Annotated in this window: 23 protein-coding genes; 18 read left to right on the forward strand and 5 right to left on the reverse strand. The window is 44.2% G+C overall.

The features are described from left to right. Window positions 1-100 precede the first annotated feature (100 nt). Together JNG37_RS06685 and menA are read left to right on the forward strand one after the other, a co-directional pair. Window positions 101-1,168, forward strand: a complete 1,068-nt coding sequence (locus JNG37_RS06685; protein WP_158456794.1) for an FAD:protein FMN transferase — start codon at window positions 101-103, stop codon at window positions 1,166-1,168. Then, entirely contained in the window at window positions 1,134-2,111 is a 978-nt protein-coding gene (gene menA, locus JNG37_RS06690; RefSeq protein WP_158456792.1) for a 1,4-dihydroxy-2-naphthoate polyprenyltransferase, read from the forward strand. The genes JNG37_RS06685 and menA overlap by 35 nt, the downstream gene beginning before the upstream one ends. A gap of 209 nt (window positions 2,112-2,320) precedes the next feature. Here menA and JNG37_RS06695 read toward each other — a convergent pair whose 3' ends face one another. From JNG37_RS06695 to JNG37_RS06715, 5 genes are all read right to left on the reverse strand, one after another. Beyond that, window positions 2,321-2,746: a NusG domain II-containing protein gene (locus tag JNG37_RS06695; protein WP_158456788.1), complete on the reverse strand. Its 426-nt coding sequence runs from the start codon at window positions 2,744-2,746 to the stop codon at window positions 2,321-2,323. 391 nt (window positions 2,747-3,137) lie between these two features. Next, window positions 3,138-3,467 (reverse strand): MFS transporter, encoded by a 330-nt coding sequence (locus JNG37_RS06700; RefSeq protein WP_158456786.1) that lies wholly within the window; start codon window positions 3,465-3,467, stop codon window positions 3,138-3,140. A 10-nt stretch (window positions 3,468-3,477) separates the two neighbouring features. Next, entirely contained in the window at window positions 3,478-4,560 is a 1,083-nt protein-coding gene (locus tag JNG37_RS06705; protein WP_158456784.1) for a DUF3278 domain-containing protein, read from the reverse strand. A 10-nt stretch (window positions 4,561-4,570) separates the two neighbouring features. Further along, window positions 4,571-4,771: a hypothetical protein gene (locus JNG37_RS06710; RefSeq protein WP_158456782.1), complete on the reverse strand. Its 201-nt coding sequence runs from the start codon at window positions 4,769-4,771 to the stop codon at window positions 4,571-4,573. Between the two features lie 15 nt (window positions 4,772-4,786). Beyond that, on the reverse strand, window positions 4,787-4,975 hold the full coding sequence (locus JNG37_RS06715; protein WP_158456780.1) for a helix-turn-helix transcriptional regulator: 189 nt from the start codon (window positions 4,973-4,975) through the stop codon (window positions 4,787-4,789). A gap of 204 nt (window positions 4,976-5,179) precedes the next feature. Between JNG37_RS06715 and rsmH the strand changes: the two genes are divergently transcribed. The 16 genes from rsmH (at window position 5,180) to der (ending at window position 21,050) form a co-directional block, all read left to right on the forward strand. Next, the gene (rsmH, locus tag JNG37_RS06720; protein WP_158456778.1) at window positions 5,180-6,130 is read left to right on the forward strand and encodes a 16S rRNA (cytosine(1402)-N(4))-methyltransferase RsmH; all 951 of its coding nucleotides are present in this window, start codon (window positions 5,180-5,182) and stop codon (window positions 6,128-6,130) included. Window positions 6,131-6,145: 15 nt separating this feature from the next. After that, window positions 6,146-6,469, forward strand: coding sequence for a cell division protein FtsL (gene ftsL / locus JNG37_RS06725; RefSeq protein WP_158456776.1), 324 nt, complete (start codon window positions 6,146-6,148; stop codon window positions 6,467-6,469). Next, the gene (gene pbp2x, locus JNG37_RS06730) at window positions 6,469-8,727 is read left to right on the forward strand and encodes a penicillin-binding protein PBP2X (protein ID WP_158456774.1); all 2,259 of its coding nucleotides are present in this window, start codon (window positions 6,469-6,471) and stop codon (window positions 8,725-8,727) included. The genes ftsL and pbp2x overlap by 1 nt, the downstream gene beginning before the upstream one ends. A gap of 1 nt (window position 8,728) precedes the next feature. Continuing rightward, the gene (mraY, locus tag JNG37_RS06735) at window positions 8,729-9,730 is read left to right on the forward strand and encodes a phospho-N-acetylmuramoyl-pentapeptide-transferase (protein WP_158456772.1); all 1,002 of its coding nucleotides are present in this window, start codon (window positions 8,729-8,731) and stop codon (window positions 9,728-9,730) included. Window positions 9,731-9,797: 67 nt separating this feature from the next. Next, window positions 9,798-11,141 (forward strand): DEAD/DEAH box helicase, encoded by a 1,344-nt coding sequence (locus tag JNG37_RS06740; protein WP_158456770.1) that lies wholly within the window; start codon window positions 9,798-9,800, stop codon window positions 11,139-11,141. 18 nt (window positions 11,142-11,159) lie between these two features. Next, complete coding sequence (locus tag JNG37_RS06745) at window positions 11,160-11,384, forward strand: DUF4059 family protein (RefSeq protein ID WP_449276438.1); 225 nt, start codon at window positions 11,160-11,162, stop codon at window positions 11,382-11,384. 12 nt (window positions 11,385-11,396) lie between these two features. Further along, complete coding sequence (gene trxB / locus JNG37_RS06750; protein ID WP_158456766.1) at window positions 11,397-12,314, forward strand: thioredoxin-disulfide reductase; 918 nt, start codon at window positions 11,397-11,399, stop codon at window positions 12,312-12,314. A gap of 9 nt (window positions 12,315-12,323) precedes the next feature. Next, a complete protein-coding gene (locus tag JNG37_RS06755; RefSeq protein ID WP_158456764.1) occupies window positions 12,324-12,872 on the forward strand; it encodes a YceD family protein in 549 nt (182 codons plus the stop codon). Window positions 12,873-12,961: 89 nt separating this feature from the next. Beyond that, window positions 12,962-14,389 carry an NADP-dependent phosphogluconate dehydrogenase gene (gndA, locus tag JNG37_RS06760; protein ID WP_158456762.1) on the forward strand — a complete coding sequence of 476 codons (1,428 nt, stop codon included), beginning with the start codon at window positions 12,962-12,964 and terminating at the stop codon, window positions 14,387-14,389. Window positions 14,390-14,469: 80 nt separating this feature from the next. Next, window positions 14,470-15,159: a response regulator transcription factor gene (locus tag JNG37_RS06765; protein WP_158456760.1), complete on the forward strand. Its 690-nt coding sequence runs from the start codon at window positions 14,470-14,472 to the stop codon at window positions 15,157-15,159. Window positions 15,160-15,260: 101 nt separating this feature from the next. Further along, window positions 15,261-16,385, forward strand: a complete 1,125-nt coding sequence (locus JNG37_RS06770) for an AI-2E family transporter (RefSeq protein ID WP_158456758.1) — start codon at window positions 15,261-15,263, stop codon at window positions 16,383-16,385. 92 nt (window positions 16,386-16,477) lie between these two features. Beyond that, a complete protein-coding gene (gene nrdR / locus JNG37_RS06775; protein WP_158456756.1) occupies window positions 16,478-16,948 on the forward strand; it encodes a transcriptional regulator NrdR in 471 nt (156 codons plus the stop codon). A 6-nt stretch (window positions 16,949-16,954) separates the two neighbouring features. Next, window positions 16,955-18,115, forward strand: a complete 1,161-nt coding sequence (locus JNG37_RS06780) for a replication initiation and membrane attachment family protein (protein ID WP_158456909.1) — start codon at window positions 16,955-16,957, stop codon at window positions 18,113-18,115. Continuing rightward, window positions 18,112-19,011, forward strand: a complete 900-nt coding sequence (gene dnaI / locus JNG37_RS06785) for a primosomal protein DnaI (RefSeq protein ID WP_158456754.1) — start codon at window positions 18,112-18,114, stop codon at window positions 19,009-19,011. The genes JNG37_RS06780 and dnaI overlap by 4 nt, the downstream gene beginning before the upstream one ends. Next, window positions 19,008-19,721, forward strand: coding sequence for an NADPH-dependent oxidoreductase (locus tag JNG37_RS06790; RefSeq protein ID WP_158456752.1), 714 nt, complete (start codon window positions 19,008-19,010; stop codon window positions 19,719-19,721). Before dnaI ends, JNG37_RS06790 begins: the two co-directional genes overlap by 4 nt. An 18-nt stretch (window positions 19,722-19,739) precedes the next feature. Continuing rightward, complete coding sequence (der, locus tag JNG37_RS06795) at window positions 19,740-21,050, forward strand: ribosome biogenesis GTPase Der (protein WP_158456750.1); 1,311 nt, start codon at window positions 19,740-19,742, stop codon at window positions 21,048-21,050. Window positions 21,051-21,087: the final 37 nt, after the last annotated feature.

Genomic DNA, 21,087 nt, shown 5'->3' on the forward strand with positions numbered 1-21,087 from the left:
AGTCAGATAAGGCACGGTAGTCAAGGCTACTGTGCTTTCTTTTTTAAGGCAGAGATTTCCAGAAAAATATGTTAAGATAGACAAAAGGACGGTAGTTTAGATGAAAAAATATTGGAGATTTGCCTTATTGGTTTGTTTGGTCGGTTTTGGCCTCCTCTTGACAGCATGTGGACAAGCCCAATCAAGCAGCCAGTTAGCCGTAGAAAAGACTCCTCTGACACGGAGTGAAAGTCTTTTGCACACAGTGGTCCAGTTGAGTATTTACCATTCTGGTCAAGAAGAAACTATGGATCAGGCCATCACTTACATAAAAGAGATGGAAGAGTTATTGTCGACAAACATAGAAGGGTCGGATATTTACAGGATCAATCAGGCAGCTGGTAAAGAAGCTGTCCAAGTGGATGAGCGGACCTTTGAAATTATAGAAAAGGCTGTTGAGATGAGCCGAGCAAGTCAGGGGTTGTTTGATATTTCCATCGGTGCGGTCAGCAATCTCTGGCAGATTGGTTCGGACCAGGCACGAAAACCTGAGCAAGCAGAAATTGATGTGGCCTTAACCCATATTGATTACACAGCCATCCAGCTTGATAAGGAGAAACAGACCGTTTTCCTTGAAGAGGGTATGGCCTTGGAGCTAGGGGCGATTTCAAAGGGCTATATTGCGGATCAGGTTCAGGAATTGTTTGCCAGCAAGGGGATTACAACAGCTGTCATCAACCTCGGTGGCAACGTGGTAGTTATGGGGACCTCTCCAAATAGTGACCAAGGCTGGAATGTTGGGGTTCAGGATCCAGATGAAATCAGAGGAGCAACGGTCGGTTCTGTTCGTGTGACAGATGGCTCTGTGGTGACCTCTGGGATTTACGAACGCTACTTGGAAGTAGATGGTGTACGTTACCATCACATCCTTAATCCCCAAACGGGCTACCCAGTAGAAAACTCCATTTCAGGAGTGACCGTTTTTTCTGAGACTTCGGTTGAAGGAGATGCCTTATCGACCAGTCTCTTCTTGATGGGGATTGAAGAGGGCTTGGCCTTTGTCAATGCTCTAGATGGTGTCGAGGCTGTTTTTATCGACAAGGAACATGGTGTTTACCTAAGCGATGGCTTGACCGATCGCTTCGTTTTAAGCAATGAGGAGTATCATCTTGTTGAAGAAGCAAAATAGAAGGCTCAGCCTTCCACAATTTTTAGAATTTGTCGAAATTAAAACCAAGGTTGCCAGTGTCTTTCCCATGGTGCTGGGAATTCTTTGGTCTGTCTATCGTTACCAAACCTTTAATTGGCTGACCACTGCCCTGTTCGTATTGGCTGTGTTGACCTTTGACATGTGCACGACAGCCATCAACAATACCATGGATTTTTATAAGGCTAAGGATAAAAACTACCAGACAGAGGAAAATGTTATCGGCAAACATGAATTGGATTTTGGCCTGATGGTGCAGATTATCTTTTTCTTGCTCTTTTGGTCCATCCTCTTTTCTCTCATTTTAGTCTGGCAGACCAACTGGCTCTTGTTGCCAATGGGGGTCCTGTGTTTTCTGATTGGCATTTTTTACACATTTGGTCCCATTCCATTATCACGGATGCCTTTGGGCGAAGTATTTTCTGGAGTGACCATGGGATTTGGCATCTTTTTTCTAGCCGTTTTTGTTCAAAATCCCAGCCAATTGGTGGTTAGTCATTTTCTCGGCCAATGGATGACCTTGCAGTTTTCTTGGTTTAAGGTCTTGGAGCTCATCTTTATGAGTCTACCTTTGGTTTGCTTGATTGCCAATATCATGTTGGCGAATAATATCTGCGATTTGGAGACAGACATTCGTAACCATCGCTATACTTTGGTTTATTATCTGGGGAAGGGTGTCAGCTTGAGACTTTACTTTTTCCTCTGGCTCTTGTCCTGGATGCTGTGGTTACTCTTTGTAGGGATAGGTTTGCTTCCGGTCTGGGCCTTGCTAGGACTGGTCGCCCTAGTACCTTCGTTTCAATTTTTGAAACGCTTTTTAAAGAAACCAGTTAAGAGCCAAACGTTTATTGAAGCTGTGAAAAGTTTCGTTCTCTATTCCTTGGTTTATCTCTTGGTATTACTGGTGGCAATCTTTGTAAAATAATACTCTTCGAAAATCAAAATCAGTCGTTGTTGACTTGATTTGATGAACTTCAGTTCTATCTGCATCTGCGTCGCCTAGTCTGTTTTTGATTTTCATTGAGTATAAAAAACGAAATGATTTAGTATAAAGTAAAACGCATAAAATCAAGCTGATTGAAGCAGGATTTTATGCGTTTTTTGTTGGTTGAGACAGCTTTGGGAAGCCGTGTTTTAAAGGGGTAAAATTAGCTGATCTTCTTCCTCATTTGGTGATTGAGATTGTATTTCAATCATGAGATTGTGAGGTAGGCAGACAGAGAGTTCTCCAGGTTGACTGATCCAGCTGGTTCGAACCGCGATTTGGTCGGGGCTATTATCTTCCTTAACTCGGATGCGTTCACCATCCACTTCGATGATATTGTACTGTCCGTCATTGGGGTAGTAGGTGACTTCCTGGTGGGGAGTATCTTTTGATAATTCGAACTGGTCAACCACCTGGCCATTGATACGGACATAGGCAATAATACTTGCTTGGTCCGTTTTTGCAGCTAGGTGTGAGTAGGTCAAAATAGCTGGCAGAATCGATAGCAGTAGGGCGAGTCCGATAAACACGTAATCAAAGGGTTTGAGTTGTTTAAGAATTGATTTGACTGTCATATATCCTCTATTGTATAGAAAAAATACGACTTTGTAAATCGTGGTTGGATGCTATTTTTTTCAAGTGGGAAGGGCGAAAAAACTGAATAAGCAGAGAACCATTAGAAATTGCAGGATGTTGACCTGTCCCGTAAAAAGGCCGATGAAAAGGATAAGGAGTATGCCGCCAGTCATCATCCAGAGCAATGGTTTTCTGACTTGGAAGAAAACGTGCTGCCTGACAGGGGCATCTGGGCTAGGAGCCATGGTTGTGACTGAAAAATAGGAAGAACAAGAAAGGGTAAGATAATGATTGAGAAGTTCTTTCCTATAAGAAAACGATGGCTAAATATGCGCAGAAGTTCAAATAGGATAGGGTAGGAGGGAAAGAATTGTGTGTGGGGTGATTAGCCTAGTTCTTTTTGTAAAACAGTCGATAGAAGATGGCGATGGCAAATCCAGTAGGTAATATGAGGATAAGTGGTTTGATCTGTCCCAGCCAAATGCCTATGCCGTAGGTCAGGGTCATGACAATAACTGTAAAGACACTTGAGAGAATAAAGTAATGCCTTTCTTCTGCTGATTTAAAGGGTTTGAGCATCTGGACGATGGGAAGAACGAACAGGAAGCTATCGTGAAAGGGCTCCTTGACGATGTAGGAATAGATCAGAAAGGCAGAGAACAGACTATAAAATAGAACAAAGAATTGAAAGGATTGTTTATGGGAAAAGGGGGTGTTCATGGGTTACTCCTTATTTTTTCTTAGTCGTGTCTGCCTCCAGTTTTTGCAGATAGGCAAAGGCTGACAGGACTATACTAGCAAATAGGCCCATCATACTACCAAAGAGAAGAGATTTGATATGGATGATTGAGGCCAGTAGGGGCAAGTTTAGGTTGAAGAGGTCAGCCAGTCCAGCAAAAACTGTCGAAAGCAGGGTGACTCCTAGTCCCCAAATTAGTGGATTGAGGGTCCGCCCCTTTCTTTCCTCAGGGCTGAGTTCGTCTATGTCATATTGGGGAAGATCAGCATGAAGGGTTTGCATATTGACTACACCGAGCAAGATAAAACTAAAGAGACCAACGACAGTCGGATAGTAGGTGGCAACCGCAACAGGATAGCGGATAGCCAGAAAGTAAGCTATAGCATTTCCAATCAAGAGGAAGTAGAAGAAGTAGATAAAGGCTTGCCCGCCGATAGCATCTGCTTGGCTGCGCCGGTATTCATCCAAGGGTCCACGGATACCATAGAAGTGCCGTATCATGTTTTGAACCCACCTAGGTTCTTCTTTGGAAATAGCAGAGCTGACAGTTAGTAACTCCGCTTTTTTGATACGTTTACGTAACATGATTTCAAGAGCGATTCCGATAAGAATCCCTGAAATAGCAGCTTCTAGGATTTTTCGTGGATCAACTAGTTGGTCAAAAAAGCTTGTTCCCTCCATCCAGCTATCAAACAGGACATTCCACAGGTACATAAAAGTGGTAAAGTAGAGGACAAATTTGATACTGGAGCCTTTGAGTTTTTTCTGCTCCTTGGCAGTCAGTTCTTCCATATCTAGGTTGTCCAGTTGTTTGCGAGAGAGCTGATAGGCTAAGAAATGGACAAGTCCGAGAGTAGCAAAAAGAATGAAGATAGGGTAGCCAAAGGCCACAAATTCTGGATACCGCTTGGCTAAGGCGACTGCCAGTAGAGTGACAAAAAGGATACCCCAAAAGAGGGGGATGAAGCAGGTATTTCCCAGTCGGAAGGCTTCTTTTTTGCGAAATTCATCCAGAGGTCCTGTGATACCGTAAAAACGTTTGATCAATTTATCTTGAAAGGTTTCCTTTTTCATAAGCAACTCCTTATTTTTGATCGATCAATGGTAAGATGTAAACAAAGCCTAAGAAGTAGATGGTCCCAGTAATCAGCAATTGTAGCCAAAATTTTGCTTGGCTGATGATATGCATGATGTCTGCTCCGCTATTGCCCCAAAGCTGAAAGAGGACAAATAGCGGGATAAAAATAAGGGTAGAGATAAGAGCTTGACGTACATTCTTTTTCATTGGGTTTCTTCCTTTCTAATTGTTCCAAAAGAGGCTATTGAGGTCGGTTTCTAAAGCCTTGGCAAGGTTGATGCAGAGATCCAGTGAGGGATTGTACTTGTTGTTTTCAATCATGTTGATGGTCTGCCTGGATACGCCGATGGCCTTGGCCAAATCCAGCTGGGAAATACCTTGCAAGAGACGATAGTCTTTGACACGATTCATATGCCTTCCTTTCTATGTCAATTATATCTGACACACTAGTGTAAAAAAATGTGGGACGTCTCCCATTTGATTGTCAATTATATACGACATATCTTGTGATATTAGTATATACAATTTTATAAACGGTGTCAACTATATTTGACAAATTTCTTGCAACAGTTTTCGACTTCTTTTTGAATCAATTTGTGGTACAATAGATAAGATATGAGCAAGGAATTTAATCACACTACTGTGCTTTTGCACGAAACAGTAGATATGTTAGACATCAAACCAAATGGAATTTATGTAGATGCTACCTTGGGTGGGGCAGGTCATAGTGAGTACCTTTTGAGTAAGCTGACGGATGGAGGGCATCTCTATGCCTTTGACCAGGATCAGACGGCCATCGACCATGCCCAAATCCGCTTAGCAACCTACATTGAAAAGGGGCAGGTGACCTTTATCCAGGACAATTTCCGCAATCTCAAGGCCCGCTTGGCAGAGCTTGGGGTGACAGAGATTGATGGAATTTGTTATGATCTTGGTGTATCTAGTCCGCAGTTGGATGAGCGGGAGCGTGGTTTTTCTTACAAACAAGATGCTCCGCTTGATATGCGAATGGACCGTGATGGTCTGTTGACGGCCTATGATGTGGTCAACAACTATGACTACCATGATTTGGTACGGATTTTTTTCAAGTATGGTGAGGATAAATTTTCCAAACAGATTGCTCGTAAAATCGAACAGGCACGTGCCATCAAACCTATTGAAACGACAACTGAGTTGGCAGAACTAATCAAGTCTGCTAAGCCAGCCAAGGAACTCAAGAAGAAGGGCCATCCTGCCAAGCAGATTTTTCAAGCCATTCGGATTGAAGTCAATGATGAATTAGGTGCGGCGGATGAGTCTATCCAGCAGGCAATTGATCTCTTGGCTTTGGATGGACGTATCTCTGTCATTACCTTCCATTCCTTGGAAGATCGTCTGACCAAACAACTCTTTAAGGAAGCCAGTACTATTGATGTGCCCAAAGGCTTGCCTTTTATTCCAGAAGACTTAAAGGCGCCGCTAGAGTTGGTCAACCGCAAGCCGATTTTGCCAAGTCAGGAAGAATTGGAAGCCAATAACCGGGCACATTCAGCTAAATTGCGTGTAGCCAAAAAAGTGCATCAGTAAAGAAAGTGAAGCGACATGTTACAAGATAATCGTCGGGAAGCGACTATGAAGGTGATTGGAAATAAAATCAAGACCTTTAGTCGTGTTGAAAAAGCATTCTATGGAAGTATCGTGGTGACAGGCTTGGTCTTGGCCATCGGAATCGTCTTTATGCAGACCCGTTTGTTACAGGTCCAGTCGGATATGGCTCGAATCAATCAAGAAATTTCTGCTAAGCAGGTCGAGATTGACGATGCCAAACAAGCTGTCAATGAGTTGACCCGTTCTGCTCGATTGTTGGAAATCGCAGAGAAGGAAGGCTTGTCTTATAATAATGACAATATCGGGGTTGCAAATTAATGGCAAGAAAAAAGAAGAATCGTCTCTTAACATATATTTTGCGGAAACGCTTTATTCCATCAAAAAACCGTCGGAGGGTGGGGCAGACTCTCATCCTTTTGACGGTCTTCGTATTTTGCCTCTTTTTGGTTAACTTTGCTGTAATTATTGGGACAGATAGTAAATTTGGTGTTGATTTGTCAGAAGCTGCCAAAAAAGTGCACCAAACGGAGGTAACTGTCCAGGCAAAACGTGGGACCATATATGATCGGACGGGTAAGCCAATTGCGGAGGACTCGACAACCTATACTGTCTATGCCATCATTGATACCAGCTATGTGTCTGCTTTGAAAGAGGTCCTCTATGTGCAAGCTAGTCAGTTCAGTAAGGTCGCTGAGATTTTTGAGAAAAATCTTGGGATGGAAAAGGACTATGTACTGCAACAATTGAATATGAACAATTTGAAGCAGGTCTATTTTGGAACTTTGGGAAAAAATATTTCTTACAGTACCATGACCACAATCCAAGAAGAGATGGAAACGGCTGGTATCAAGGGGATTTCCTTCTCAGCAAGTCCAGGTCGTCTTTATCCTGAAGGGGATTTTGCTTCCAATTTTATCGGCCTAGCCAACCCTGTTGAAAACAAAGATGGCAGTTATAGTTTGAGTGGAGCTATGGGGATGGAGTACTATCTCAATGATATTCTCTCTGGGCAAGATGGAAAGATTATCTATGAAAAAGATAGTGCTGGCCGCATCTATCCTGGAACAGAAAATGTCCAAGTGAAGGCGGTGGATGGAAAAGATGTTTATACAACCATTTCTGCAGACCTCCAACGCTCCCTAGAAACAAACATGGATGTCTTCTTTGAAGAAACCAGTGGTAAGTATGCTAGTGCGACTTTAGTAGCAGCTAAAACAGGTGAGATTTTGGCAACAACTCAACGTCCAAGTTATAATCCAGATACTAAAGAAGGCATGGACAATGAAGACTTGCTCAACTATTCTCTTCTTTACCAAGCCAACTTTGAGCCAGGTTCAACTATGAAAGTCATGACTCTGGCTTCTGCGATTGACAATGGAACTTTTGACCCCAATCAAACCTACTACAATGACCAGTATGTCATTGCCGATGCAACCATCAAGGACTGGGAAGTCAACGCGGGGGGTAGTGCAAAGATTATGACCATGGCTCAAGGTTTTGCCTTCTCGAGTAACATTGGGATGACTATGTTAGAGCAGCAGATGGGGGATGAAACCTGGTTGAATTACCTCAATAAGTTCCGCTTTGGTTTCCCCACTCGTTTTGGGATGGGGGATGAGACAGGTGGACTTTTGCCAGGCGATAACATTGTTACTATAGCGATGTCCTCTTTTGGACAGGGGATTTCTGTGACGCAAACACAGATGTTGCGGGCTTTTTCGGCCATCGCAAACAATGGAGTTATGATTCAACCCAAGTATATCTCTGCGGTTTATGATCCCAACACAGCTTCTGTGCGGGTTGGTGAGCCAGAAGAAATGGGGAAACCAGTTTCGGAAGAAGCTGCGGATCAGACCTTGAATCACATGGTGACAGTGGGAACAGATCCTTATTTTGGAACCCTGTATGCTCCGAGCTTAGCTCAACCTGTTATTAATGTTGATGGATATAACATTGCTGTTAAATCCGGTACCGCTCAAATTGCCAAAGATGATGGAACTGGATATATGAGTGGCAGTCACGATACAATAAATTCGATTGTTGCCATGATTCCGGCGGAGGATCCTGAATTTATTATGTATGTTACAGTTCAACAACCCCAAACTTTTAATGGAATTCACTGGCGGGATATTGTGACTCCGTCTTTGAAAGAAGCCATGCTACTGAAAGATAGTTTGAGTTTGACTGAACCAGCTGTCCAGTTGACAAGCATTGGTCAAGAAACAGAATATGTCTTGGAAGATATCATCGGGCATTCACCTGGTGCTACAGCAGAAGAATTGCGTCGTCAGTTGGTGCAACCGATTATTTTGGGGAATGGCTCTGAAATCACCAAGGTTTCTGTTAAGACCGGTAGTAATCTTGCGGCCAATCAGCAAATTTTGCTTTTGACAGACAATTTCACCACCCTACCAGATCTCTATGGCTGGACCCAGGAAAATGTGGATGTTTTTGCCAAGTGGACGGGAATTGAAATTGTTTACAAAGGGTCGGGCAGCAAGGTCGCAAAGCAAAGTGTGGAAATCGGCAAGAAGCTGGATTCGATCAAAAAAATTACCATTACTTTAGGAGAATAAGATGTTAAACGGACTCTTTGCGGGTCTAGTAGCCTTTCTCATGACTGTGCTACTGATTCCGCAATTCATTACTTTTTATCAACGCAAGCGAATTGAAGGGCAGCAGATGCATGAAGATGTGAAGCAACACCAATTCAAGGCGGGCACACCGACTATGGGAGGGACTGTTTTCCTAGTAGTGGCAATTCTTGTGAGCCTGGTTTTTGCTTGGCAGTCACGCATGTTGACGGGTGGCGTATTGGCTATTCTCTTCATCTTGGCTCTATATGGTTTGGTTGGTTTCTTGGATGATTTTTTGAAAATTTTCCGAAAAATCAATGAAGGATTGAATCCCAAACAAAAGCTGGCTCTGCAGATTTTGGGTGGTATCGTCTTTTATATGGTTCATATTCAAGCAGCGGGAATCTCTGGAGAACTCAATGTCTTTGGGCACTTCTTGCAATTGGGGCCTCTCTATTTTCCATTTGTTCTGTTTTGGTTGGTTGGTTTTTCCAATGCGGTCAATTTGACGGATGGGATTGATGGACTTGCTTCCATCTCCGTTGTGATTAGCTTAGCTACCTACTCGGTCATTGCCTATCACGATCACAAGTTTGATATCTTGTTGGTATGCTTGACCATGATTGGTGGTTTGCTTGGGTTCTTTGTCTTCAACCGCAAACCTGCTAAAATCTTCATGGGAGATGTGGGGAGTCTTGCTCTTGGTGGCATGTTAGCAACCATTTCCATTGCTCTTCGTGTGGAATGGACCCTTTTGTTAGTCGGATTGGTCTATGTCTTGGAAACCTCTTCTGTTATGCTTCAAGTATCGTATTTCAAATACACTAAAAAGCGTTTTGGCGAAGGGCGTCGGATTTTCCGAATGACCCCTTTCCATCATCACTTGGAACTAGGTGGTCTAACAGGTAAGGGTGAAAAATGGAGTGAGTGGCAAGTGGACTTCTTTCTTTGGGGTCTGGGGTTGGCGATGAGCCTTCTGACCTTAGCCATTCTCTATTTATAGGAATGTAGAAACAGCAGTCTCTGCTGTTTTTGTGTTATAATGAAAAGAAGTAGAAAAAGAGGGACTTATGAAATTTACAGAACTACCATTGAAGCCTTATATTCAAGAGGCCTTAGCAGACATTAAATTTGTAACGGCGACAGAAGTTCAGGAAAAATTGATTCCTGTTGTCCTGTCTGGTCGCGACTTGATTGGGGAATCTAAAACTGGATCTGGAAAAACCCATACATTTTTGTTGCCTATTTTCCAGCAACTTCAGGAAGATTTGGATCAGGTTCAGGCAGTTATCACAGCACCATCTCGTGAGTTGGCGACGCAGATTTACCAAGCAGCGCGCCAATTGGCCAGTCATTCTGAGACAGAAGTGCGGGTGGTCAACTATGTTGGTGGGACAGATAAAAACCGTCAAATTGACAAGCTACAAGCAGGTCAACCCCACATTGTCATTGGAACACCTGGCCGCATTTACGATTTGGTTAAATCAGGTGATTTAGCCATCCACAAGGCAAAGACCTTTGTGGTTGATGAAGCGGATATGACCCTCGACATGGGCTTTTTGGAAACAGTTGACAAGATTGCAGGCAGCCTGCCAAAAAACCTTCAATTTTTGGTCTTTTCAGCGACCATTCCGCAAAAATTGCAACCATTTTTGAAAAAATATCTGTCCAACCCTGTATTGGAACAAATTAAGACCAAGACGGTTATTTCAGATACGATTGAAAACTGGTTGATTTCGACCAAGGGTCGTGATCGTAATGCGCAAATTTTGGAAGCGACTCGACTCATGCAGCCCTATCTGGTGATGATTTTTGTCAATACCAAAACACGGGCAGATGAATTGCACAGCTATCTGACTGCCAACGGCTTACGGGTTGCCAAGATTCACGGAGATATTCCTCCACGCGAGCGCAAACGGATCATGAATCAGGTGAAAAATCTGGATTATCAGTACATTGTCGCAACGGATTTGGCGGCGCGTGGGATTGATATCGAAGGGGTGAGTCATGTTATCAATGATGCGATTCCGCAAGATCTTTCCTTCTTTGTTCACCGAGTAGGTCGGACTGGCCGCAATGGCTTGTCAGGGATTGCCATTACCTTCTATCAACCAAGTGATGATGCTGATATTCGTGAATTGGAAAAAATCAATATCAAGTTTCTTCCAAAAGAGATGAGAGATGGCGAATTTAAGGACAGCTATGACCGTGATCGTCGGGTCAATCGTGAGAAGAAAACGGAACAGCTGGACATAGAGATGATCGGTCTCGTTAAAAAGAAAAAGAAAAAAATCAAGCCGGGCTACAAGAAAAAAATCAAGTGGGCTGTTGATGAGAAGCGCAGAAAGACCAAACGTGTGGAGGCTCGTGCCAAGGGACGGGCAGAGCGTAAGGCTAAGCGCCAGACCTTTTAGGAGGCTTAGTAGGGGATGATATTTGAATCCATTTTGGGACTTTATCTTCAGAGTTTATTACTGACGATTGTCTTTATGGTTGTGGTGAGTGGCTTTTGGTTTCTGGGACGCATGATTCGAAGGGCAGACAAGACCGTTCAGGAACGCCAAGATGCCCTCTATGATTTGATGATGATCAATGTCATGACCATCCCCATCCTTTCCTTTGGGGTACTGGGTGTATTATTGATGCTAAAAGCTTAGAGAGGAAATTCTATGTACGATACGATAGTGGTTGGAGCAGGACCTGCTGGAATGACAGCAGCGCTCTACGCAGGACGAAGCAACCTCAAGGTTGCCCTTTTGGAACGCGGCATTTACGGCGGCCAAATGAACAATACAGCTGAAATTGAAAATTATCCAGGTTACGAACATATTTCCGGTCCAGCATTGGCGGAAAAAATGTTTGAACCCCTGGAAAAATTTGGTGTGGAGCACTTATTTGGTACCATGACCAAGTTGGAGCTTGATGGACCAATCAAAAAAATTCACACAGAAGATGGCATTCTTGAAGCCAAGACAGTGATTCTGGCTATGGGAGCCAAGCACAGATTATTGGGCATTCCAGGAGAAGATACCTACAATAGCCGTGGTGTATCTTACTGTGCAGTCTGCGACGGCGCCTTTTTCCGCGGGCAAAACCTCTTGGTGGTCGGTGGAGGAGACTCAGCAGTCGAAGAGGCACTCTTTTTGACTCAGTTTGCGGAAACTGTGACCATTGTTCACCGTCGTGACCAATTGCGTGCACAAAAAGTCATTCAGGACCGCGCTTTTGCCAATGAGAAAATCAAGTTTATCTGGGACAGCGTGGTAGAAGAGATCCAAGGGGATGACCTTCGAGTACAAGAAGTGGTCATCAAGAATGTCAAAACTGGTGAAGTCAGTCAACAGGCTTTCGGTGGTGTCTTTATCTATGTTGGTTTAGATGCTATGACAGAATCGGTAACTGATTTGGGCATTACAGATGAAGCAGGTTGGATTATCACAGACCAAGATATGGAGACGACGATCCCAGGTGTGTTTGCAATCGGTGATGTACGTCAGAAACAACTGCGCCAGATAACGACAGCGGTTGGTGAGGGTGCTCAAGCAGGCCAAGGGGTATACAACTACCTGACAGAACATGCAAACTAGGAGATAATCATGTTTCATATTTATGATATTCAAAAAAATCCAGACGGCATTTCATTTCAGAAAACTCTGGTTCTCCAAGATGAGATTCAGACTCGTAACCGAGAGGTCTTGGGTCTCTCGCCTGTCCAAGTTGAAGGAAATGTCCGCTTTGAGTCCGGTTTTTACTTTTTGGATTACCAGATGACCTATACCATTACCTTGGCGTCAAGCCGTTCCATGGAGCCAGTTGTTTTGGAAGAATCCTATCCTGTCAACGAACTCTTTGTAGCCAGCGAAGCGGCTCTAAAGGAGCAGGACTTAATCGATGAAGATATGGTCTTGGTCATTGAGGATGATCAGATTGTTTTGGAAGAAAGCGTTGCGGATAACATCTTACTCAACATTCCGATCAAGGTCCTGACCCCAGAAGAAGCTGCAGGAAGTGATATGCCATCAGGTGCCAACTGGTCAGTCTTGACAGAGGATGATTTCAAACAAGAAGTGCAAGAAAAGAAAGAGGCCAATAGCCCCTTTGCACAATTACAAGGCTTGTTTGCAGATGGGGAAGAGACAGAATAGTTTGGGTGATTAAATTATCTGAAAATTCTTGTCAATTCATGCAAACAGGTGTATAATAAAAGAGATACAAACGAATAGGAGTAAACTTCATGACAAAAGCAAACTTTGGTGTTGTAGGGATGGCTGTAATGGGCCGGAACTTGGCCCTCAACGTAGAATCTCGTGGCTATACAGTAGCGATTTACAACCGTTCAGCAGATAAAACGGAAGATGTAGTAGCCAGCAACCCAGGTAAAAACTTGGTTCCAAGCTACGATGTTGAAAGCTTTGTAAAATCAATTGAAACCCCACGCCGTATCATGCTTATGGTGCAGGCTGGTCCTGGTACTGATGCAACCATTCAAGCCCTCTTGCCACACTTGGACAAGGGTGATATCTTGATTGACGGTGGAAATACCTTCTACGAAGATACCATTCGCCGTTCAGCAGAGCTGGCAGACTCAGGCATCAACTTCATCGGTACAGGTGTATCAGGTGGTGAAAAAGGTGCCCTTGAAGGCCCGTCTATCATGCCAGGTGGACAAAAAGAAGCCTATGAATTGGTAGCTGATGTCTTGGAAGAAATCTCAGCTAAAGCTCCAGAAGATGGAGCACCATGTGTGACTTATATCGGTCCAGATGGAGCTGGTCACTACGTAAAAATGGTCCACAACGGTATCGAGTATGGCGACATGCAATTGATTGCAGAGTCATATGACCTCATGCAACACTTACTCGGTTTGTCAGTAGATGAAATGGCTGACATCTTCACTGAGTGGAACAAGGGTGAATTGGATAGCTACTTGATTGAAATCACAGCTGACATTTTGAAACGCAAGGACGACCAAGGTCAAGATGGTCCAGTTGTTGACTACATCATGGATGCTGCTGGTAACAAGGGCACTGGTAAATGGACTAGCCAATCATCTCTTGACTTAGGTGTGCCATTGTCACTGATTACAGAATCTGTATTTGCTCGCTATATCTCAACCTACAAAGATGAGCGTGTGGCAGCAAGCAAGGTCCTTCCAAAACCAGCTCCGTTTGCATACGAAGGCGACAAGGCTGAATTGGTTGAAAAAATTCGTCAAGCATTGTACTTCTCAAAAATCATGTCTTACGCACAAGGTTTTGCACAATTGCGTGTTGCTTCTAAAGAAAACAACTGGAACTTGCCATTCGGTGAAATCGCAAAAATCTGGCGTGCAGGTTGTATCATCCGCGCTCGCTTCTTGCAAAAAATTACAGATGCCTACGGACGTGATGAAGACTTGGCAAACTTGCTCTTGGATGAATACTTCCTTGATATCACTGCAAAATACCAACAAGCTGTTCGTGATGTCGTAACCCTAGCTGTTCAGGCAGGTGTGCCTGTCCCAACCTTCTCTGCAGCGATTACCTACTTTGATAGCTACCGTGCAGAAAACTTACCAGCTAACTTAATCCAAGCACAACGTGACTACTTCGGTGCTCACACATATAACCGTAAAGACAAAGAAGGTGTCTTCCACTACGATTGGTATAGCGAATCAAAATAAACAGAATGGGCGTGCAAGCGCCCTTCTTTCTAATTTGCCGCTGCCAATCCCGACTGATAGAGAGAACGATGAAAGAGAATATGGCAAAGAAAATTTTGATTGCAGGTCGTGAGCGCAATCTATCCCACTTTGTTTCCATGGAATTGCAGAAACAAGATTATTTGGTGGATTACGCTTCGACAGGTAAGGAGGCCTTGCAGCTGGCCCATGAAACTGATTTTGATTTGATTTTGATGAGTTTTCAGTTGGCAGACATGGGGAGCCGGGAACTTTCCTTGGAACTCTTGCGGTCAAAACCTGCCTCTGTCATCATCGTTGCAGTCGATAGTTCAGAAGTCGCTCAGCATGGACAGGATATTTTGACCTACGCAGTTTCTTATGTTGTCAAACCCTTTGTAATCAGCGACTTGGTAGAACAGGTGACAGCAATCTTTAAGGGGCGTGACTTCATTGATGAAAACTGCCGTCAAATCAAGCTACATGCTGCCTATCGTGACTTGAAGATCGATTTTCAAAATCGAACAGTCACACGGGCTGGCGAGCTGGTCAATCTAACCAGAAGAGAATACGACCTTCTGGCAACCCTTATGTATAGTCCAGAGATTCTCAGCCGTGAGCAACTCTTGGAACGGGTTTGGAAATATGACACCGCCGTAGAAACGAATGTGGTAGATGTCTATATCCGATATTTGAGAGGGAAATTGGATGTTCCGGGACAGGACTCCTATATCAAGACCGTTCGTGGTGTTGGCTATGCTATGAGAGAATAAAACCGATAGGCTATGCCTGTCGGTTTTTCGGTGATTCAAGAGTGACTTTTTTTTCACAATACAGTATAATGAACAAAATACAACAATTGAAAAGGAAGCCTATGTTTCATCAGTTTAAGGAAAAAATATTTCTCATTTCATTTGCAGCAGCCGTCTTGCTAGCTGTCTTGCATTTCTCGGACATTTTCGGACTTTTTGAGACTGTTTTAGCCAGTATGAACTCCCTCTTAGTGGGCGCCATTATTGCCTTTATCTTAAACGTTCCAATGAAAAAGTTGGAGGGGTTGATTGCTAAGGTCTCTTTTTTGGAAAAATCAAAGCGGAGCTTGGCCATTGTTGGAGTCTTGATAGGCTTTTTGCTGATTGTGACAGGTTTGGTCTTGATTGTCTTGCCGACCCTTGTGACGACTGTGTCTCAGTTGGTAACGGTGAGTACAACCGCTATTCCAAAGTCGGTCAATAGCTTGATTGCCTTTTTAGAAAGTTATAATCTTTTGTCAGGGACCATCGGTGAACAAATCAATGATTTTCTATCACAACTGAAAAATCTATCAGCTGTGTCACAATTTGTCACGCCAGTTTTATCCGGTCTAGTCAATAATGTTTCTGGTATTTTCTCCAATACCATGACCCTGGTGATGGCCTTCTTCTTTACCTTGGCGATTCTGGGGAACAAGGAGCATTTGCAGTCTATGACGACTAAGTTCCTCTATGCTATTATGCCGGAGAAATGGGTGAAGATTATCAGCTACATTGGTGAGGTGATCATCGATACCTATGATAAGTTTTTGATGAGTCAGATTGTGGAGGCAGTCATTATCGGGACTTTAGTCTTTGTTAGCTATTCCTTGTCAGGGATTCCTTATGCAAGCATGGCAGGGATTTTGGCAGGTGTCCTGTCCTTTGTTCCTTATATCGGACCATTTTCAGCCTGTCTCATCAGTGCTCTCTTTGTCGCTGTGCAAAATCCGCTCTTGGCGCTCTGGTCCATCGTTTTGTTCCAGATTTTACAGCTGATTGAAGGAAATGTGATTTACCCACGTGTTGTTGGCCAGTCTGTGGGACTACCGACCCTCTTTACGCTTGCTGCTGCCTTGATTGGTGGAAACTTGTTTGGTCTGTTGGGGATGGTCTTCTTTACCCCGATCTTTGCCGTGATCTATCGTTTGGTAAAAGAGTGGGTGTACTACCGTTTGGAAAAGAAAAAGATTCAAATAATCAACTAAAAGAGCTGGCCCTTGGCCAGCCTCTTTTTATCTAGAGAAATCCCATAAAATATGGTACAATGAGATGATAACGTCAGAATGGGAGAAAGTAGATGCGGTGTCCAAAATGTAACAGTATTAAATCTAGCGTTGTAGATAGTCGTCAAGCAGAAGATGGCAACACCATTCGTCGCCGTCGCGAATGTGAATCCTGTGAACATCGCTTCACAACCTACGAACGAATTGAAGAAAAAACCCTTGTGGTTGTAAAAAAAGACGGAACAAGAGAACAGTTTTCACGGGAAAAGATCTTCAACGGGATTATTCGTTCTGCGCAAAAACGTCCTGTATCCAGTCATGAGATTGATGAGGTGGTGAACAGGATCGAGCAGAAGGTTCGTGCCCAAAGTGATACCGAAGTGGAAAGTGATGTCATTGGAAATCTTGTAATGGAAGAATTGGTTGAGTTGGACGAAATCACCTATGTTCGTTTCGCCTCTGTCTATCGTTCTTTCAAAGATGTGGGAGAACTGGAAAATCTCTTGAAACAAATTACCAAAGGACACAAGCAGAAGGGAAATTAGTGCGTGATGAAGCCAAATGACCAGTTTAGCCTACTCAAGCGCCAGGCTTTTCTTGCAGATTATAGTAGTTTAAGCCTTCTTTATCAGCCCATTATGGGGGCGGATGCTTTCTTGGTTTATCATTTTCTTCTAGCAAGTTATGAGCAAGGGCTTAGCAATCAGCCTTTTTCAAGAATTCTCAACCATCTAGACTTGGGGATGAATCGCTTGGAGCAGGCACTGGATGTCTTGACCGCCCTTGATTTGTTGGATGTGTACAACAAACAAGAAGTCTTTCTTTTGGAATTAAAGGCTCCTTTAGCTGAGGTGGCTTTTATGGGCAAACCCCTGCTGAAGCAACTCTTGCGCAAAAAAATTGGGGATTTTGCTATGGCGACAGGTCAGCAAAGTCCTGATAGCTCTTGGCAAAAAGTGTCGAAGAAATTTTCGGATGTCTTTTCAGAAATTGGTCAGGTCAAAGAGCTTGTTCAAGCTCGTAAGGGCTTTGACTGGGATGCCTTCCGAAATCTGATGCGTCGGGATAAATTAGCCTTTCAAGATGAGGCGGAAGACGTCATCGCCCTGACCCATTTGGCCGACAGTCTAGGCCTATCCTGGTTAGAACTCTATCAGTTGGCCAAGGAAACGGCTGTCCAGCACCAGATTTCTCTGGGCAGGCTACAAAGCAGACTCCAACAAGGTGGAGAGTCAGGACAGCTGAGCCGCCAGGAAGAGGCTATTTTGGCGGAGGCAAAATCAAAATCCAGTCTCGAATTTCTCCGTCTTTTGAAAGCTAGTCGCAAGGCGGGGCTACTTGATGCTGAGCGGTCTTGTCTAGCTAGTCTTGCCAAGGAAGGTCACTTGGATGAGGTTATCAATGTGGCTGTCCTATACACCTTTAATAAGATTGATTCTGCCAATCTCAATACCAAGTATTTGGTCAAGTTAGTCAATGAATTTTCCTACAAGGGCATCCATTCGGCAAAGGCAGCGATTCTTTTTTTGAGGGAGAATCAACAATCTACCAGAACAAGGACACAAGCACGGACAAAAACGAGTTCAACTTCAAATGTTCCAGAATGGAGCAAGCAAGAAGTGAAAACAGAACAAACAATAGAAGGTCAAGCCCAGCTAGCCGACCTCTATCGTCAATTTGAAGAAATGGAAAATAAAGGAGGTGGCCAATGAAATCAGTTCAAGATAATCTAGAACACAAACAGTCTCCGGTTCGTCAGTCCTATGAACAGCTGGTGGCAGAAATCATGCAAGACAAGGATGTGGCGGAGTTTATTCGTCAACATGGACTCAATCAAGATGAAATTGGTCGCTCCATTTCCAAATTTTATGAATTTATCAATGAACGGGACAAGTTTTTCGCCAATGATCAGACTTATATGGCCAAGGGCTACCAACCAGTTCTGGTCATGAACCAGGGCTATGCAGATGTGTCCTATCTAGAAACGGCTGAGCTGGTTGAACTACGGAAATTAGAAGCCATAAAAAATCGGATTCAGCTGATTAATATGCCGGCTAGTCTGAAAAATGTGACCATTGCAGACTTGGACCGTCAGGATGAAAACCGTGTAGGGATTATGCTGGCGATTTCCGACTTTGTTAAGCGGGTCGGCCAAGACAACAAGGGCATTTATCTCTACGGGACCTTTGGTATTGGCAAAAGCTACCTCATGGCTTACTTGGCCAATCTCCTGTCCAAGACCCACCTGCTGTCAACGACCATGCTCCATTATCCGACCTTTGTGGTGGACATCAAGAATGCCATCAAGGACGGGTCGGTTAAGGAGCGGATTGACGAGGTCAAGACGGCTCAGGTCTTGGTTTTGGACGATATCGGAGCGGAGCAGCACAGTTCGTGGATTCGGGACGATGTCTTGCAGGTTATCCTCCAGTATCGGATGCAGGAAAATCTGCCGACTTTCTTTACCTCCAACTTCTCCTTTGCAGACTTGGAGCGGCATTTTTCAGCAGGGAAGTCTGGAGACGAGACCTGGCAGGCCAAGCGGGTCATGGAACGCATTCGCTTCCTAGCCCAAGAGATGCACTTGCAGGGGGTCAATCGCCGATGAATAAAACCATTGATTTGATGTTAAGCCACAGCTCTGTCCGTCGTTTTACGGAGGAGCCGATTGAGGCGGAGCATTTGGAGGCCATTATCACAGCAGGTCGAGCAGCATCTAGCTGGAAGAATTTCCAGTCCTACTCTATTATCGTGGTGCGGTCAGAGAGCAAGAAACAGGCCCTCTACGATTTGGTTCCTCAGCCAGCTATCTTGCAGGCCCAGGCCATTTTACTTTTTGTGGGCGACCACAACCGTGCCAGCAAGGCGGCCCAGCTTCATGAGAAGGACTTTGAAGCCAAGGGGACGGAGAATCTTTTGATTTCTTCCGTTGACGCGGCTCTGGCAGGGCAGAATACCCTCTTAGCAGCTGAAAGCTTGGGCTATGGTGGTGTCTTCATCGGTATGATTCGCCACAAGGCTTTGGCAATAGCAGAGCTGTTCAACTTGCCAGACTATACCTATCCGATTTTCTGTATTGCCCTTGGGCACCCTGCAGAAAAAAATCCTGTCAAACCACGACTAGCAAGTAAAGCCATTGTCTTTCAGGAAGAATATGTGGAGCAAGGCGTGGAAGTAATCCAAGCCTACGACCAAGTTCAGACAGACTATGCAGGTGTCCGCCAGACAGAAACCTGGTCTGAGCGTATGGTGACCCAGTTCGGACAGGCAGAACAGCCTGAAACCAGGGCTGTATTAGAAAAAAATAAATTATTGTAAACTAGAAGAGGAGGAGCTATGGCTCTACCAACTATCGCCATCGTTGGACGTCCCAATGTTGGTAAATCAACCTTATTTAACCGTATTGCGGGAGAGCGCATTTCTATCGTTGAGGATGTGGAAGGTGTGACTCGTGACCGTATTTATGCTACTGGTGAGTGGCTCAATCGCAAGTTTTCCCTGATTGATACAGGTGGTATCGATGATGTGGATGCTCCTTTCATGGATCAAATCAAGCACCAGGCTGAGATTGCCATGGATGAGGCGGATGTTATCGTCTTTGTCGTATCAGGCAAGGAAGGTGTGACCGATGCGGATGAGTATGTATCACGCATTCTTTACAAGACAAACAAACCTGTTATTCTAGTTGTCAACAAGGTCGACAATCCTGAAATGCGGAATGACATCTACGATTTCTACTCACTTGGTCTTGGCGATCCCTATCCTGTATCTTCTGTTCACGGTATTGGAACAGGGGATGTCTTGGATGCTATTGTCGATAATCTCCCAGCGGTGGAAGCGGAGGAAAATCCAGACATTATCAAGTTCAGCCTGATTGGTCGTCCAAACGTTGGTAAATCAAGTTTGATTAACGCCATTTTGGGTGAAGAGCGTGTGATTGCATCGCCTGTTGCGGGAACGACCCGTGATGCTATTGATACGCATTTTACAGACCCAGAAGGTCAGGAATTTACCATGATTGACACCGCAGGGATGCGCAAGTCTGGTAAGGTCTATGAAAATACCGAGAAATACTCTGTTATGCGTGCCATGCGTGCCATTGAACGCTCGGATGTCATATTGATGGTTATCAATGCCGAAGAAGGTATCCGTGAGTATGACAAACGCATCGCAGGCTTTGCCCATGAAGCTGGTAAGGGGATGATTATTGTCGTTAACAAGTGGGACACACTTGAAAAAGACAACCACACCATGAAGAAATGGGAAGACGATATTCGTGACCAGTTCCAGTATTTGTCATATGCACCGATTATCTTTGTATCGGCTCTGACCAAGCAACGCTTGCACAAGTTGCCTGAGATGATCAAGGCTATTAGTGAAAGTCAGAATACCCGCATTCCGTCGGCTGTGCTTAACGATGTCATCATGGATGCCATTGCCATTAACCCGACACCGACTGATAAAGGGAAACGTCTCAAGATTTTCTATGCGACTCAGGTTGCGACCAAGCCACCGACCTTTGTGGTCTTTGTCAACGAAGAAGAGCTCATGCACTTCTCCTATATGCGTTTCTTGGAAAATCAAATCCGTAAGGCTTTTGTCTTTGAAGGAACACCGATTCACTTGATTGCACGGAAACGGAAGTAAGAAATGAAAAGAGGGAAACCTCTTTTTTCTTTGCATG

It is taken from the genome of Streptococcus suis (assembly GCF_016775005.1).
Lineage (GTDB): Bacteria > Bacillota > Bacilli > Lactobacillales > Streptococcaceae > Streptococcus > Streptococcus suivaginalis.